This is a genomic window from Aliikangiella litoralis (assembly GCF_052495765.1).
The window spans coordinates 4,420,648-4,438,117 of the sequence record NZ_CP199292.1 but is presented as its reverse complement, the minus strand read 5'-3'; the positions used below and the strand labels follow the sequence as shown (position 1 = coordinate 4,438,117).

Annotated in this window: 11 protein-coding genes; all 11 read left to right on the top strand. The window is 35.5% G+C overall.

The window, feature by feature from the left end; all coding sequences use genetic code 11:
- Nucleotides 1–226 precede the first annotated feature (226 nt).
- The 11 genes from ACT5E3_RS18490 (at nt 227) to tolQ (ending at nt 17,470) form a co-directional block, all read left to right on the top strand.
- Entirely contained in the window at nt 227–2,275 is a 2,049-nt protein-coding gene (locus ACT5E3_RS18490) for a prolyl oligopeptidase family serine peptidase (protein WP_444995029.1), read from the top strand.
- A 119-nt stretch (nt 2,276–2,394) separates the two neighbouring features.
- On the top strand, nt 2,395–4,233 hold the full coding sequence (locus ACT5E3_RS18485) for an AAA family ATPase (RefSeq protein ID WP_444995028.1): 1,839 nt from the start codon (nt 2,395–2,397) through the stop codon (nt 4,231–4,233).
- A 13-nt stretch (nt 4,234–4,246) separates the two neighbouring features.
- A complete protein-coding gene (locus tag ACT5E3_RS18480; RefSeq protein WP_444995027.1) occupies nt 4,247–4,897 on the top strand; it encodes a 4Fe-4S single cluster domain-containing protein in 651 nt (216 codons plus the stop codon).
- Nucleotides 4,898–11,278 carry an AAA domain-containing protein gene (locus ACT5E3_RS18475; protein ID WP_444995026.1) on the top strand — a complete coding sequence of 2,127 codons (6,381 nt, stop codon included), beginning with the start codon at nt 4,898–4,900 and terminating at the stop codon, nt 11,276–11,278.
- A 9-nt stretch (nt 11,279–11,287) separates the two neighbouring features.
- Complete coding sequence (locus tag ACT5E3_RS18470) at nt 11,288–12,682, top strand: hypothetical protein (protein ID WP_444995025.1); 1,395 nt, start codon at nt 11,288–11,290, stop codon at nt 12,680–12,682.
- Between the two features lie 188 nt (nt 12,683–12,870).
- Nucleotides 12,871–14,469: an ABC-F family ATPase gene (locus ACT5E3_RS18465; RefSeq protein WP_444995024.1), complete on the top strand. Its 1,599-nt coding sequence runs from the start codon at nt 12,871–12,873 to the stop codon at nt 14,467–14,469.
- A 68-nt stretch (nt 14,470–14,537) separates the two neighbouring features.
- On the top strand, nt 14,538–14,996 hold the full coding sequence (locus tag ACT5E3_RS18460) for a YhfG family protein (RefSeq protein ID WP_444995023.1): 459 nt from the start codon (nt 14,538–14,540) through the stop codon (nt 14,994–14,996).
- 4 nt (nt 14,997–15,000) lie between these two features.
- Nucleotides 15,001–15,591, top strand: coding sequence for a putative adenosine monophosphate-protein transferase Fic (locus tag ACT5E3_RS18455; RefSeq protein ID WP_444995022.1), 591 nt, complete (start codon nt 15,001–15,003; stop codon nt 15,589–15,591).
- Nucleotides 15,592–15,605: 14 nt separating this feature from the next.
- Nucleotides 15,606–16,124 carry a hypothetical protein gene (locus tag ACT5E3_RS18450; protein ID WP_444995021.1) on the top strand — a complete coding sequence of 173 codons (519 nt, stop codon included), beginning with the start codon at nt 15,606–15,608 and terminating at the stop codon, nt 16,122–16,124.
- Between the two features lie 253 nt (nt 16,125–16,377).
- Entirely contained in the window at nt 16,378–16,791 is a 414-nt protein-coding gene (gene ybgC / locus ACT5E3_RS18445) for a tol-pal system-associated acyl-CoA thioesterase (protein WP_444995020.1), read from the top strand.
- Nucleotides 16,781–17,470 (top strand): protein TolQ, encoded by a 690-nt coding sequence (gene tolQ, locus ACT5E3_RS18440; protein ID WP_444995019.1) that lies wholly within the window; start codon nt 16,781–16,783, stop codon nt 17,468–17,470. The genes ybgC and tolQ overlap by 11 nt, the downstream gene beginning before the upstream one ends.

Here is a 17,470-nt window from a genome sequence, read left to right as displayed (position 1 = left end):
TGGTTGTTAAATCAGTATGGCTTAGTCCTATCTTGCTGTTTTATAAGTAATTTCTAATATTGTGTATACATTTATGTCAAGCTAAGATAAATTAAAGTGAATTCGTTATATTCCGATTATAGTATAAAAATAAAACAATCAAACATCATTGCTATTTAAAGTGTATACCTAAATGAGGTTGAGTTACTTTTAGGGTACAAAATATCAACAATAAGTGAGAAAGAAAATGAATAAAAACTTATTTAAGGTTTTTGCCTTATGTGTCCTACTAATTAGCTCTTTTGGGACAGATGCAAAAAAAGAGATAATGACATTAAAGCAAACTGTTGAAACCAAGATGGTAGGAGCCAGTTCAATTTCACCAGATGGACGACATATTGCTTATACTCTGATTATACCTAGAGAAACCTACAAAGAAAAAGCGGGTAAATCTTATTCAGAATTACATGTAACAAATAAAAAAGGAAAATCTCGCCGTTTTATCACCGGAAAGGTCAATGTTTCATCTATTGCTTGGAGTCGCAGTGGAGACTATATCTACTATCTTGCTAAAAGAAATGATGATAAATTTACTTCAGTATATCGTATCGCTATTGATGGTGGTGAGTCGGAAAGGCTTGTTTCTATCAAATCAAGTGTGTCTGCTTTTTCCCTTAACTATAATGATACTAAGCTCGTTTATTTAGCAAAACCAGTTAAAGATAAAATAGATGAAAAATTAAAAGAAAAAGGTTTCAATGCAAAAGTTTATGAAGAAAGTTCAAAAAAGAATTTAGCCTTTGAAGTTGATTTGAACGATTTAGAAAAAGAGCATCGTCAAATAACAATTGATGATCATATTTTATCGATTGCATTTCATCCTACAAAAGATGAACTATTAATGCGAACTGCGCCTACATCATTGGTTGATGATGATTATACTGCTTCTCAATATAATATTTATAACTTAAAAGGAAAGCGGGTTAAACAGTTTAAAACAGAAGGCAAGCTGGGGCAGGCTCATTGGTCTAATGATGGTAAATATATTTCAATAACTGGTGCTGAAAATAAAAATGATCCTGCAGCAGGACGTTTGTTTATTGGTAATGTAAAAACAGGAAAAATATCAGAGCCAGTTAAAAACTATCAAGGTCATGTTAAAACACACACCTGGTTATCTGATTATGAGTTAGCTTTTTTAGGACATGTGGGAACTCAAAGTGAAGTTTCTATTGTTAATTTGGATAGCGGTTCTATTAAAAATAAAATAGCACCTGGTGATGTTGTTATTAAATCATTAACATCTGATAAATTGGGTAAGAAGCTGGCTGGAGTTGGAAGCTCAGATAAACACCCACGAGAAGTGTTTGACTTATCTACAGAGCAACCCAAGAAGCTCACTGATTCAAATCCTTGGTTAAAAAATATTAAAATGCCCAAACAAGAAACAATTACCTATGAAGCTCGTGATGGTGTTGAACTGCAAGGCGTGCTTGTTTATCCACTCAATTATAAAAAAGGTAATCGCTACCCATTAATTATGATGGTGCATGGTGGACCAGAAAGTCATGTCAGTGATGAGTGGTTAGATCGTTATTCTTATCCAATCAAACATGCTGCTGGTAATGGTTTTGCTGTCTTTCTACCCAACTATCGTGGCAGTACTGGGCGTGGTGTCGAATTTTCGAAAATGGGACAAGCTGATTATGCAGGCGCTGAGTTTAACGACTTAGTGGATGTGATCACTCATTTATCAAAAACAGGTTTGGTTGATGATAAGCGAGTAGGTATTACAGGTGGTTCTTATGGTGGCTACGCTTCTGCTTGGGCTGCAACTGCATTGAGCGAGCATTTTGCTGCGAGTGTTATGTTTGTTGGTATTTCTAATCAGCTATCTAAATTTGGAACAACTGATATCCCAAAAGAAATGTATAACGTTCATGCAAGAAATTACCCTTGGGATAAATGGCAGTGGATGTTAGAAAGAAGTCCTATTTATCATACTGACAAAGCAAAAACGCCAATATTAATTATGCATGGAGATAAAGATACACGAGTTCATCCAAGTCAATCTATGGAGCTTTATCGATATATCAAAACTAGAACAGATACGCCTGTAAGACTCGTTTTCTATCCGGGTGAGCCTCATGGTAACCGAAAGTCAGCTGCGCAATTAGATTATTCAATGCGTTTAATGCGCTGGATGGAGTTTTATCTTAAAGGTAAAAATAAGGGTAAAGATATTCCACCTTACGAGTTAAACCATAGAGAAAAATTAGAAAGTTTAAAAAAATAAATGATAAAGCCCTTTTATTAGGGCTTTTTTATGTAGCTATTTAATAAATCAAACTGAAACTTTTTAATTTTTAAAAGCAAAAAAAATATAAAATATTGACTAAAAGTGAGAAATAGCCAATGGCGTCTAATGTGAACAATCAATGGATAAAGCCTCGATGGTTAAGAGATTTATTTCGTTTTCTTCCTATCAAAAGTCAGTTTGTGCTTTCAGGTAATATTCGAGATATACAACTGAGAGAGGATAAAGATCACATAGGGTGGCATAAGCTGATTAATTTGCTCAAATTAGAGCTTTTAGATTATGGCTTTGAGCAAGTTCTTTATTATAACCCTGTGACTGGGTTTGATATTCCATTGTTTCTAGGAAGTGCAGAAGAGAAAGTTAAAATATTAACTGATTTAGGGATTCCGCAAGATCAGTCTTCATTATTATTTAATGTTGAAACTTTTGCTCAAGTTATGTCATCAATTGTTGAACATGATGGCCCGCCAGTTGCACTATTAATTGATTTTGCTGCTCAACTAGTTATGGTACCAGAACATTTAGTCAAAGCGGAACATAATGCATTTACTAAAGCGTTAGTTTTATCTGAATTAGCATCGCCTAGACCTTATGGAAAGCCCAGACGCCCATTTTATAATTCACTGATTTGGATTGTTAATAAAGAAGGTGATTTACCAGATTGGCTAACGATTGGTAATCCTAAAATCAGGCAAATCAGTATTAGTGTGCCTGATCGACAACAAAGACATCATCTTGCAAAAATATTATTGAGTAGTTTTTCACTAAAAGAACCCGAGCTAACAGAAACTTTGCAAACTTTTATGCAGGATACCGAAGGATTATTGTTATCAGATTTAACTGCAATTATTGATTTGGCTCGTTCAGAAAATGTATCGATTGATCAAATATCTGATGCAGTTAGAAGGTATAAAGTAGGAGTAACAGAAGATCCTTGGATGAAGATAGAGCGCCAACGAGTAAGCAATGGTGAAAATTATATAAAACAGAGAGTTAAGGGGCAAGATCATGCGGTTACTCACATTATGGATATTATTAAGCGAGCAATTACTGGCATTGGCAGCCTAAAACGCGGCGGTCGTCCTCGCGGTGTTGTTTTTCTGGCTGGACCTACAGGTGTTGGAAAAACAGAGCTGGCAAAAACAGTAACCAACTTATTATTTGGCGATGACAGTGCCTATATTCGTTTTGATATGTCTGAATTTAGTGCAGAGCATGCTGATCAAAGATTAATCGGCGCACCACCGGGATATGTTGGCTATGATGTAGGTGGTGAATTAACAAATGCAGTCCGTGAAAAACCTTTTAGTGTTGTACTATTTGATGAAATAGAAAAAGCTCATCCGAGAATACTCGATAAATTTCTTCAGGTTTTGGATGATGGTGTTTTAACAAGTGGAAGAGGAGAGCGAGTATATTTTTCAGAAACACTCATTATTTTTACTTCTAACTTAGGAATCTATAAAGCATTGCCGGATGGTTCTCGTCAATTAAATGCATCTCCAAGTGATCCTTATGAAAAGGTTGAGAGTCAAGTGGTCAGTGAAATTGAGCGATATTTCAAATTAGAAATTAATCGGCCTGAACTACTTAACCGAATGGGAGATAATATTATCGTTTTTGATTTTATCCGAGAAGAAGTCGGCAGTGAAATATTTGACTTAATGATTGATAATCATATGAGTGAAATAACTCAACAGTTATTGATTAATATTCAAATGAGAGAAAGCGCAAGGCTAGAGCTTAAACAATTATGTTTAAGTGATTTATCTAATGGTGGTAGAGGTATTAGAAATAAAATAGAAGCTCATTTTATTAATCCGCTGTCAAGAGAATTATTTGAAATCGAACCAAAAGCGAATGAGAAACTAATCATTCAAGAGGTGAATAGTAATAACATTAATACCTCAATGATCATTACTAAGCAGCAGTAAAGAATCATTGTTTATGAGCGACTTAATCTCCCTCTCACGTATACATTATCCTGTGACTACTTTAGGTCCAGGAAAACGCATTGGTATTTGGTTTCAAGGATGTTCTATTCAATGTAAAGGTTGTGTTTCTTTAGATACATGGCCAAAAAATATTGATCAAGTTCAATTAGAAATGATTTTTCAACAGATAGAAAAATGGTTGCCTTTTGCCGATGGAGTTACTATTTCTGGCGGAGAGCCATTTGATCAGGAAGATGCATTGTTAAAAATTTTACAATGGATAAAATCAAAGAAGAACATTTCAATATTAGTTTATAGTGGCTATTCCTTTGATGGATTAACTCAACCATTAAAAAATATGCAGTCATTAATTGATGTATTAATTTCAGAGCCTTATGAATGGCAACAAAGTCAAACAAAAGCCTTGCGTGGTAGTGATAATCAACAAATGCATTTATTAACCAAATTAGGTAAACAAGAATTTTCAATTTATGAGCAAGCAACAACAAGTAAAAAGTTAGATTCAATTTATCATGATGGTGAGTTGTGGATGACTGGAGTGATAGAGCAAAATGCATTAGATGAGCTAAAAAAGCATTTGAGTCTGCAAGGGCATCAGATAATCCACTCTAAAAGTAAAGCTAAAGTCAAAAGGGAAAGTTAGATGGAGCTAATTCGACTATGTCCTGATTGTGGCTGTGAACGTTCAATTAATGAAATTTACTGTCAAAATATTATTGATGATAGGCAACTGTGTAACTGGTCTTTAGTTGACGTGGCGCCTTCACCACGTCAAACAGAGGAGGTAACATCGTTAAATCATTCTCCTTCGACGAATTCAAACTTACCAATAAAAGAAACATCAAAACAAAATGGATTTCCACGGTGTACCAATGGACATCAGGCTAATGATGGCGATTTAATGTGTGGAGAGTGTGGCGCTGAAGTTATTGCAAACTTTCAACAAGAAAGTCGTTTTACAATGGCAGAACACACGATTGAATTAGTGGTTAAAAACTCGCTCCAAAATATAAAGGTTGATCGGTGGGAAGCAATAAACATTATTCAAACAACTAATGCTGCTAGAGAATGTTTTTCTGTTAAAGATTCATTAACTGGAAAATTAGGTTTTTTAAGTTTATATAAAGAAAACCATGAACCTGATATTGCAATTTATGATGTCTTACATAATACAAAACAAGTTCATATTCCCAAGTTACTCCAAATTGGTCGCTTACAGAATAGAGCATTTGAAATTTTTGAATGGATTACTGAAGGTACGTTAGAAAGCGCTGATCTAGTTATAGGCAACAGCACTGCAATGTTGCACACTATTGTATATGAATTAGCGACAGCATTGCACGATTTAGCCAATGTGGGGATCAGGTTAAGAAATCTGAGTCCAAGAACCATTTCTATTCGTCAGTTTGAACCTTTAGATTTGGTTATTACAGACTTTAGTTCTGCTCGCTTATCTGATTATGATTTAGATACTGTTGCTGTTCTTGAGCTCAATCGTTATTCAGCTCCAGAAACCATTGTTGGTGGTGTTAGTGTTGCCTCTGATTGGTGGAGTCTAGGTATGATCTTGATGGAGCTACTGACAGAAGGCCAGTGTTTTGCAGATATCAATGACAAAGCTTTTATGATTCATATTGTCACCAGAGGTGTTGTTTTACCCAATAACCTTGATGAGCGAACTCTTTTATTACTAAGAGGATTGTTAGCTAGAGATCCACTTCAACGCTGGCAATGGGAGCAAGTCAAAAGATGGTTAGATGGAGAAATTGTTGAAGCGCCTATAGACTCTTCATTAGCGCCTGGCTCAGTGACTGCTCATTCAATTACTTTGGGTAAAGACGATTACACAAACCCGTGTCTTTTTGCATTAACTGCAGCTGAAGAGAAAAACTGGTTATCAGGAATTAAATTGTTTGAATCTGGAGAAATTGCTACTTGGGTTCTACAGGCTTTTGGAGAATCACGTTTATTATCAAGAATACGTAAGCTTCAATCACTTCAGGAAATTGAGTTAGAGTGGCGTTTTGCATTAACTTTGATGCACCTTAATCAAGATTTACCCTTGACTTATAATGGACAAATTATTACACCTGCCTGGTTATTAGATAAACCTAAAAATGGTTATCGTTTAGTGACAGGAAAAGTACCACTTGAGTTAGAAGTGATGGAGAGAGACGCATGGTTAGTGCGTTTACATTATCGTGAAATTGAAATCAAAAAGCGGGCTAAATTATTAGAAATTGAGCTTGATGATGAACGCTACGTTATTAATATTCTAGTCACATCCAGAGCTAATTTAGAAGCACAAAGCGAAGCAACCAAAAAACAATTTCCAGCGTCAAATCATTCGGGGCTCGCTTTATTACTTGATAAGAAACGACTTAATGAACAAGATCTTATTTTATTGTTGAGCGCCGCTTTACATCAGTTTATACCTGTATCTGAATTAATTGAAGAGGCTGTTTCATTAGCAGAAAGGTACAACATAGAATGTGTTGATGCTGAGTTTGCACATCAATGGCTTCAACTTTCCAAGAGAGATATTTATGCGGCTGTTGATAAACGCATTCACGGATTTGCTCGATGTAACTTAGTTTATATTGATGGGTGGGCAGATAATTTTCGAATAGAAAGACGGATATCGCTGGTGAGAGCAATTGTTATATTAGGCGTGCCAGAGGCACAATGGATAGTACCTGATAAGCAACATTATGCTGAAAATATTTTAAAGTTTTTTGAAAAAAGAGTAACGAGTTCTGTATTACGTGGGCCTTTAGTAAGGCTGACTATTTCCAAAACATCCTCAAGAATTGATCTTACGGAACTCAATACTCGTTTAAAACCAGCAGAAGATTTGCTCAATCATATTTTAGAACGTACTGATGTAGCTATTACCGTTGATCCCAATTGTTTTCAACATGAACCTTATCGAGAGAGAAGAATTTGGCGTTTGATTAATGACGCCAACAACTATCGTCGAGATACCGGCATTGATAGTTTATACTTAGGATTTCCCTTTTTACTTTCTTCAGATGCCAGCAGACCTAATGCAAGACCTCGAATTATACCTGTTTTACTTTGGCCTGTGAGGCTAGAGTTTAAAATATCATCTCAAGGCGGCATCGCTTTGAGTTTTGATAAAGATCGGGAAGAAGTACGTTTAAATCCTGCGTTAGAAAGGATAGTCGGTGCAAGTGAAATTGAAAAATGGAAAAAATGTCGGCAACAATTGCTTGGACAACAAAATATCACAATCAATACTGTAATGGATATTTTTGGGGGGCTTATATCTCCACTTAACACTCAGTTAACCTCTCACCCTTCAGTTAATTATAAAATGGATGAAGAAACCAGAGAGTTAGAATGTTCTGCCGTTATTTTTAATGCTCGTTTCTCAGGCCAAGCTATTGCTGAAGATTTATACCAGTTACGCAGTAAACCGCTAACTAATACAGTATTGGAAACTTTACTAAAAATTACAGAGCCAGAAGAATTAGAGCGTAATTTTTCAGCTGGCTTTAATCATCATAAAGATTCTTTACATGAAAAAAATTCTGTGAATGAAAAAGAATCTTCGAATGAAAATAATCAATATACTCACTATGCTGTTGTGCCCTCTGATCCGTCGCAAGATAGTGCTGTTCAGCAAGCACGAAACCATCCAGGACTTGTAATCGAAGGCCCTCCTGGTACAGGAAAGAGTCAAACGATTGTTAATATTATTGCTGATTGTCTCGGCCGGGGTGAAAATGTCTTAGTGGTTTGCGAAAAGCAAGCGGCATTAAAGGTTGTTGAAAAACGTTTGAGAGCAGAAAACCTTGGCAATAGGTTGCTTAGTGTTACCAATATTAATCGGGATAGACAATCAATTATACGCACTATCAGAGAACAGTTAGACAATTTATCAAAACGCGATTTGAGTCAAATAGAGCAAATAGAAAATAGCCGAAATAACCTCGCGGGAGAAATTGAAAACTTAGAACGTCATTTCGACCAAAGGCATCAAGCCATGTATCAGTTAGATGACATTTCTGGGTTAACTTATCGACAACTAATTACTGAATTGATTCATCTAGAGAGTCATTCGAAGGATTTTGACTTAATCAAAATACCTTCGTTACAGAAAGTGCTAGCTGAAGAAAATGCTGAAACAGTGAATAAGATTTGTGATAACTGTATGTTGTTAGTGAATGATTGGTTGTTGTCAGGTTATGAATCTAGCAAGTTAGATATTTTTAAGCCTTTTTCAGTGGTGAAAAGTGAAGTAGATACATTAACTATTAAATTTAATCAACTTCGCAAATTGGAACGTCAACGCAAAACAATACTCGAGCGATATGCATCAGGATTTAATAATAATGATATTTATTTATGTCAATCATGGTTAGACCATAATAGTCAGATTTACAAAGGGTTATCTGATGTGCAAATTAAACGTATCAATTTGTGGTATAAAGTATTTGTTGATGGAGATAAAGAATCGTCTATTGTCAGTGAACTTTTGACGCGATTAAAAAAAGAAAATCAAAAACTGTCTCACTGTGACGTGATGCGTCATGATGATAAGTATTTTATTTGGAGCAGGGGACAGAGTGTTGCAGAGCTAAAGGACTGGTTGGCTGACTTTGAAATGCTTTTAGGTCAAAAGAGCTTTTTTCAAAAGTTAAATCCGTTATTCTGGCTTACTAAAAGCAAGGTCAATAAAGTATTGTTGTTAAGTCAAGAAAACTTATCAGATAACACGTTAGATAATTTGATTAATGTTTGTCAGCTGGAGATTAATCTTAAGCCAATTCGAAGAGCGATTAAAAAAACACTAAAAATATTACGAATAAAAAAAGTTCAAATTGATGATATGGACTTGTTAGAGTTGAAACATTTTATTAGTGATTTTATTGATGATTTTTCTCAGGTGCGAAAAACTATCAATGGGATAAAGCTCTGTCCATTAGCTGAGGAAGCAAAAAAATATTTAGTTTCCGGAAGTAGTGAGCGGTTTAATGAATTTTTTGTTAAGTTAGAAGGTGGACTAAAGAAACACAAAATCAAAGAAAAACAAACTCGATTTGTTGATTCTTTGTGTGAATGGATCGATTCTCAATGGTTAGATAATTATCGAAAAGTAATCAATGATAATAAGTTTATTCTCCCTATTATAGAGAAACTGATAGAACAATTACCTAATTTGCCTCACTTTCAAAAGTTCAGAAATTTGTCACAAGCATTATCTCCGGCCGCTTTTGATGCTTTGGCACAAGTCCGCTCACAGCAAGATTGGTTATTAAATATTGACTCAGATAAGCGAGCCTTTGCTTTAGCACAGTTAATTAAAAGAGAAGCAATGCTCGGTTGGAAAAATAGAATTGAAACCGATTCAATATCGCTACAACAAGAATCCAATGTTTTGCAGCAGCAGCTTCCCAAACTTGATAATGCTATTAATAAAATGGTCAAGCTTAACCGTTTATTATTGTCAGATAATTTTGACAGTCAGTGTTTAGGCTCAAAGAAGCAGTGGCGTGAAATTACTGGATTAAGAGGCGTCAGGTATAAAAAACTAAGAGAGTTTTTTGATTTGGGTACAGAAATAGGTTTAATGAGTATGAGACCTATCTGGCTTATGAGTCCCGATGTGGTGAGTCAAGTTTTGCCCTTAAAAGCAGGACTGTTTGATTTAGTGATTTTTGACGAAGCCTCGCAAATCATGGTTGATTCAGCAATTCCCTGTTTATATCGAGCTAAAAGAGTGGTGATTAGTGGTGATGAAAAGCAAATGCCGCCAACAAGTTTTTTCTCTAGTCGTATTGAGTCAGATGAAATCATTGATGGTGAGTTGGATGAAGATGCTTCAGAAGCGGAAGTTACTCAATATGAAGAAAGTTGGAACCGTCGAGAAATAAAAGACTGTCCTGACTTGCTTGTTTTAGGTAAAGCAGTATTACCTAGCCAAACATTACAAATTCACTATCGTTCTCAATATCGCGCTTTAATCGATTTTTCCAATTCTGCTTTTTATGCTCAACAGCTGTATATACCTGTTCATCGCTCAGAAAAGGAAGTGATTGAAAATAAACCCATTGAAGTTCACTCAGTGATGGGAATATATAATAACCAAAGTAATCAAAGTGAAGCAGAAAGAATAGTACAAATTTTGCAAGAATATTGGCGTGAACCTTATTTACAGAGACCAAGTATCGGCGTAGTGACGTTTAATAAAAAACAGGCCGAGTTATTAGAGGACGCATTACAATCTCACTCAGAAAACAACCCTGAATTCTACCAAGCTTATTTACAAGAGCAAGATAGAACGCAAGGGGAGGAAGATATGGGTTTTTTTGTCAAAAATGTTGAAAATGTGCAAGGTGATGAGCGTGATGTCATTTTATTTAGTACAACTTTTGGCAGGAATGAACAAGGCGCTTTTAGAAGGAATTTTGGTGCTTTAGGACATAGAGGTGGTGAACGTCGATTAAATGTTGCAATAACCAGAGCCCGTAAAAAAGTAATCATAGTGACTTCAATGCCAATAAAAGATGTTTCTGATATGTTATCTGCTGGCCGAAGCCCAACAAAACCAAGAGACTACTTGCAAGCCTATTTGGAATATTCAACCCATGTTTCTGATGATAAATTTTTAATGGCGAAACGCATTCGTGAACGATTTTTGAGTGCTTCAAATTCAAAAACTCATTTATCAACTTCAGAAGATGCTTTTATCTTATCCATTGAAGAGTATTTGATTGGTTTAGGATATCAACCTGTTAAAGCATCTAACAATAATGATATTTTTGGTATTGATTTAGCCATTGAAAACCCCACAACCAGCTTATATGGTTTTGGTATTATTTGTGATTCACCAAATGCTCCACTATTACAAGAAGCCAAGTACCGTGAAATTTGGCGTTATAACCTATTGACGAAATCTGTTCCAGTTCTTTACCGCTTATCTTCTAGAGACTGGTATCATAATATGAAATCAGAAAAGCAAAAAATAAAGTTAGCGATAGAGAAAGCTTTAAATTAGGAAAATACTATGAGCGGACCTAAAGTTGTCAAAATTGTGACCAAACAAGAAATGGAAGCCATATGCCGAGGACAAATAGCTGCTTATCAAAAAGCAGTTGAAGCGTTTAAAAAGTATGCAAAGAAACATGATTGTTTAACTAGTGATTTAGCGGATGAACTTAAATTAAGGTTAGAAAAGTTTAGCAATGTAGATATTAACCAGTATGAAAAATTAGAGAGAGATGTTTCATTACAAATTGATTTCTTGGATAGTGAACGAAGATGTATTGAAAGTCAGGTGGTTGCAAGAAAACTTAATAAGCAAAAAAAGATACAGACTCTTGGCTACATTAAACAACAATTAATTAATTCCTGTAAAGAAAGTCATATTGAGTTACCTGATATTTTAAAGAAAGGAAGTAATCTGCTTTTATATTCAGATGATGAAGTTGAAAACTTGAGCGAGCAGTTAAATGAGCTGTTTCACCAATTGAACATGCCTTCATTAACTAAAGAAACTAGCTTAACTGACATACAAAAGGAACTAGTCGAGCAATTAAAAGACAATTCTCAAACTCAAACTGTTAGTCAATGGTATAGTCAACAGCTATCGACTGAACAAGTTCAAAAGAGCCCTAAGACTGTTCGTTTGATGAAGGTGATTGCTGAATTAGACGCATTGGAATGCAACGATAATATTGTCAGTGATTTTATATCGCGTGCGAATGAAATGATGTTTCAGGAAAAGGAATCTTTATTCGATCTCAAGTTAGACTCGCTAGTGATTGAAATTGCCGATTTTGTCAAGGCGAAAAAACAGCTGGAAGAAAAAGTTCGCTTACTTAATGGTCTGTTTGAAGAAATAAAAGCATTTGACTTATTGCAATTTGAAGATGCTTTTGCCCAATTACGTCAAGAGTCATCTCAAGCAAATTTCGACAATATTGATAGTCTATTAGAGAAAGTCAATCAGTTGAAATCTGATGTGATTGAAAACTTTTCTGATATTCACCGAAGAAAAGTGCTTTTGGCTGGTTTAGCTGATTTAGGATATGAGATTAGTGAAAACTTAGAAACTGCTTGGGTTGAGGGAGGTAAACTTGTTCTCAAGCGACCAGGTAACGCTACCTATGGTATTGAGTTAATCGGACCTAAAGGTTTAGATAAGTTTCAAACTCGTATTGTTTCTAACCAAGATTCATCCTCTCGAACCAAGCAACAGGATAAAGAGGAAGAAGAGTCTTGGTGTGAGGGTTTTAGCGCATTAAAAGAACACCTGCTCGATGTTGGTAGTGAAATTGTTGTAGAAAAGGCTATTTCCCCCGGTGTGTCACCCATTAAGGAAACAGAGTTTGAAAATGATAAGTGGCAACATAAAAGCTTTCAGCGAAAAGATAGCAAGCAGGAAAAAAACAAGCGGTAGGTTTTCTATTTCCTGTATTTTCAATACCTTGTATTAGTTTTATAAAGTTAATACAAGAACAATGCAAAATATTTTTTCAAAGCTTGCTTACTTCTTATACAAACTAAGCTAAAATGCGCGCCTTTTTACAGGGGACAGAGCAATTCAGCTCTAAACCGTTCATTTGTTAATCAATTGGAAAATATATTGTGATTTCAACCGCTAACATCACTATGCAGTTTGGTGCAAAACCTTTATTCGAAAATATTTCGATAAAATTTGGCGAGGGCAATCGATATGGATTAATCGGTGCTAATGGTTGTGGTAAGTCAACCTTTATGAAGATTTTGTCAGACAAGCTTGAGCCTTCAGCCGGTCAGGTTATGGTCGATGTTAATGAACGAATTGGGGTATTAAGCCAAGATCAGTTTGCCTACGAAGAATACTCTGTCATAGATACCGTGATTATGGGCCACAAAGAGCTTTGGGAAATTAAGCAGGAGCGAGATCGTATTTATTCATTACCAGAAATGAGTGAAGAAGAAGGGATGAAAGTGGCGGACTTAGAGGTTCAATTTGCTGAGTTGGATGGATATACCGCAGAATCCCGAGCTGGTGAGTTATTATTAGGCCTTGATATTCCTATAGAACAACATTTTGGATTAATGAGTGCCGTCGCGCCGGGTTGGAAGTTAAGAGTTTTACTCGCACAAGTATTATTTGCTGATCCTGATATTATGTTGCTTGACGAGCCTACCAATAACTTGGATATTAATTCGATCCGTTGGTTAGAAGATATATTGAACCAACGTCAGTCTACGATGATTATCATTTCCCATGATCGCCATTTTTTAAATAGTGTATGTACGCATATGGCCGACTTGGATTATGGTGAGTTGAGGCTGTTCTCGGGTAACTATGATGAATATATGACCGCAGCAACTCAAGCAAGAGAGCGCCTGTTATCTGATAATGCTAAGAAAAAAGCACAAATTGCCGAACTGCAAACATTTGTTAGTCGATTCTCTGCCAATGCATCTAAAGCAAAACAAGCAACATCTAGAGCAAAACAAATCGAAAAAATTCAGTTAGAAGAAGTTAAGCCATCAAGCCGAGTTAGTCCTTTTATCCGTTTTACTCAAGAAAAAAAGTTATATCGTCTAGCTTTGGAGCTAGAAAATATTGCTAATGGTTATGACGAGCTTTTATTTAAAGCGTTTAATTTGATGCTTGAAGTCGGTGAAAGAGTGGCGGTCATTGGACCTAATGGTATTGGCAAAACCACTTTTTTGAAAACCTTGGTTGGCGAACTGCCTGTTAAGTCTGGAGAAGTTAAATGGTCTGAAAATGCCAAAATTGGCTACTATGCTCAAGATCATAATGAAGATTTTGCCGAAGATATTACGGTGTTTGATTGGATGAGTCAGTGGCGTAATGAAGGCGATGATGAACAGGTTGTTAGAGGCATTTTAGGCAGAATGTTATTTTCCCAAGACGATATAAAGAAATCCGTCACCAAATTATCTGGTGGTGAAAAAGGGAGAATGATGTTTGGCAAATTAATCATGCAAAGCCCCAATATTTTAATTATGGATGAGCCAACTAATCATATGGATATGGAATCTATCGAAGCTCTGAATTTAGCATTAGAACATTATGAGGGAACGCTGATTTTTGTTTCTCATGATCGTGAATTTGTTTCTTCATTAGCAACTAGAGTCTTGGATATGAAGCCTGATGGGATTGTTAATTTTGAAGGTAAGTATGAAGATTATTTGGTTTCGCAGGGGGTTGTTGAACAGAAATAGTTTCTTTGTGAAAGCAAGCTTTTCAATCAGCTGGAAAGTAACTAAGCATAAATTATAGTTGGCTAAAGATGATGAAGATAAACACAATTTTTCAAGCAAAGAATATCAATGATTTAAAGTCACTAGGTTCTTATTATGAACTAAAGAAGCATATTGAAAATCAACTTGATGTTGTTTTAGGAGTAAGAGGTTGGGAGTCTTTATTTTATAAAATAATTTTCCTTAACAAGTCGATTTTAAATAATAGAAATTACTTGTATGAAATTTATCGCGAAAACGATTTGGCAAACTCAATAAAGATAATTAATGAAACTTTAGGTGTTCAAATTAAAGCAACGAGTTTAAAAGATTTAGAGAATAAAATTACTAACTTAGTTAGTCTACTTGGCGAATACGATCCCGCTTTGCGGTTTGAAGAAACAAAAATAAAAAACTTTAAAAATAGCTCTAAGTTAGAAGGAATTGATATAGAGAGCCCTAATGATTCAACTTCTTTGGAGTCAATAATAGATAAGTATAAAAGGTAGGTATATGGATAAATATGATACGGTAAGTGATCACTATTGCTATAAAGGAACATTTGTACTTAAAAACAAACTTAATATTAAAAATATGGCTGAACTCGAAAGAGCTGAGAGAGAAATTACTGCTTTCACTATAAATAATGTCAGATATAAAGCCCCACCTTACAACTTAGAATACATGAAGATGTTACATCGTCAGTTGTTTTCTGAATTATATGAGTGGGCTGGCGAATTCAGAAATGTTGATATTTCCAAAGGAGCAACTCGCTTTTGTAACTGTAGTAGAGTGATAGCTGAGTCGCAGAAAATTTTTAGTAATTTGTTAAAAGACAAGTGGTTATCTGGTCTTTTGAAAGAAAGTTTTTGTGCTAAGTTAGCTGAATATTATTGTGAATTTAATATGATTCACCCTTTTCGAGAAGGTAATGGTAGAGTTCAAAGATTATTATTTGAACACCTTTCGTTATCTGCTGGTTATGAGCTTGATTGGAGTGGTATAAAAAGAGCCGAATGGATTCAGGCAAATATTGATGGAGTGTTTGTTAATTATGAACCTATGGAAAAAATATTTACACGCATAGTGACAGCTTACAGGTAAACAAATAAGTACTCATGAAATTTGAAAAAGTTTTAAATGCTGCGATTCAACAAAGACCAAAATACAAACAGGCTGTTGGATTTTCTAAAACTAATTTAGTCGATAATCATATTCCTGAACCGCTGTCGTTTATATATTCTGTTGCGGAAGGAACTATTAAAGCTATCAGTGACGAGTCATTGATGGATATTATTCCAGGGTTTAGGCTGATTCATAAAAATGAACTTGAAGGCGAAATGAAGAAGTTTGAAAAAGCATACAGTCATCTTAGTGTCCATCTTCCTTTTCTAGCTGATAATTCTTCTTGTTATTTTTCTTTGGATAGCAGTGATGGAAGTATTTATCGAGTAGCGCCTGAATATGGTCAAAGCCAAATTGCACTCAGTATGGATGATTTTTGGCAAACTATTTTATGTTTTTATCAAGAAGGTGTTTATTTCTTAGATTCTGAAGGCTACCTCGATTATAACTTTGAAAAAGAAGGGGAGGTTGGTGCTCGTATTAATCCTACCTGTGAATATTGGACTGAATAGCCTGTATAGAAGCGATACTGGTTGAAAATAGCCACTAACTATTAGTCGACGTTAACTGCTTAAATAAAAATAATGATATATCAGAATACACCAACAGTTTTTATTGAAATACATAAAAATTTCAACTATTTAGCCTATTTTCTTGAGAAATTACTCAAAATTATAAAAATTTACAGATTAGCGGTTAAATTCTCGCTGTCAATTCGTTATAGTGCTGCCATTAAAGTATTTGCTTAACAGAATAATATAATTAATGTTGACGGAATTTATTTGGCCACTCCGAGTCTATTACGAAGATACAGATGCTGGTGGTGTTGTTTACCATGCCAATTACCTGAAGTACTTTGAGCGTGCACGGAGCGAATGGTTAGAAAAGATAGGGGTCGATCAAACCCAACTACTGGCTAATAACACTGTGTTTGCGGTACAAAAGGCAGATATTGAATACTTAAAACCAGCACGATTACATGAAGAGCTCGACATAGTGAGTTCTATCACTCAAGTTCGAGGTGCCAGTTTTAACTTTGAACAAAAACTTTATAGGCATAAAGAGCGTCAGCAGACTTTATGCAAAGCTAATATCCAAATAGTTTGTTTAAAACTGGATTCGTTTACACCTTGCCGAATACCGGCAGCCGTTAAAGAGGAGCTTCAGCGTGTCAGCTGATATGTCAATTTTAAATTTATTTCTAGAGGCCAGCATTGTTGTTCAGTTGGTCATGGTTGGATTGCTTCTATTGTCTATTATCTCCTGGGCTATGATTCTAGAACGAAGCCGGGGGCTAAAATCAGCGCTCAAAGCAGGCAATAAGTTTGAAGAGCGCTTTTGGTCTGGGATTGATTTAAGTAAATTATACAATGACTTAACTAGCCACCAAACTCATCCAACAGGAATGGAATTATTATTTTTAGCTGGGTATAGAGAGTTTGCCCGTTTACGAAAACAGTCAGGAACTTCTGCTCAAGCTGTCATGGATGGTACACACAGAGCAATGCGAGTGGCTTATTCCCGTGAAATTGACAAAGCTGAGGTTCATTTGTCATTTTTAGCAACGGTTGGTTCGACCACTCCTTATGTTGGGTTATTTGGTACTGTATGGGGAATCATGAACTCATTTATTGCCTTAGGTTCTGTCAAGCAAGCGACCTTAGCAATGGTAGCCCCCGGTATTGCCGAAGCGTTAATTGCTACTGCTATGGGGCTTTTTGCCGCAATTCCGGCAGTTATTGCTTACAATCGTTTTACCCATCAGGTACAAAGAATAGAAACACAGTATGAAAACTTTGTTGAAGAGTTTTCTGGAATATTACACCGTAAAGCACATAGTAGTGCATCTGCACAGTGA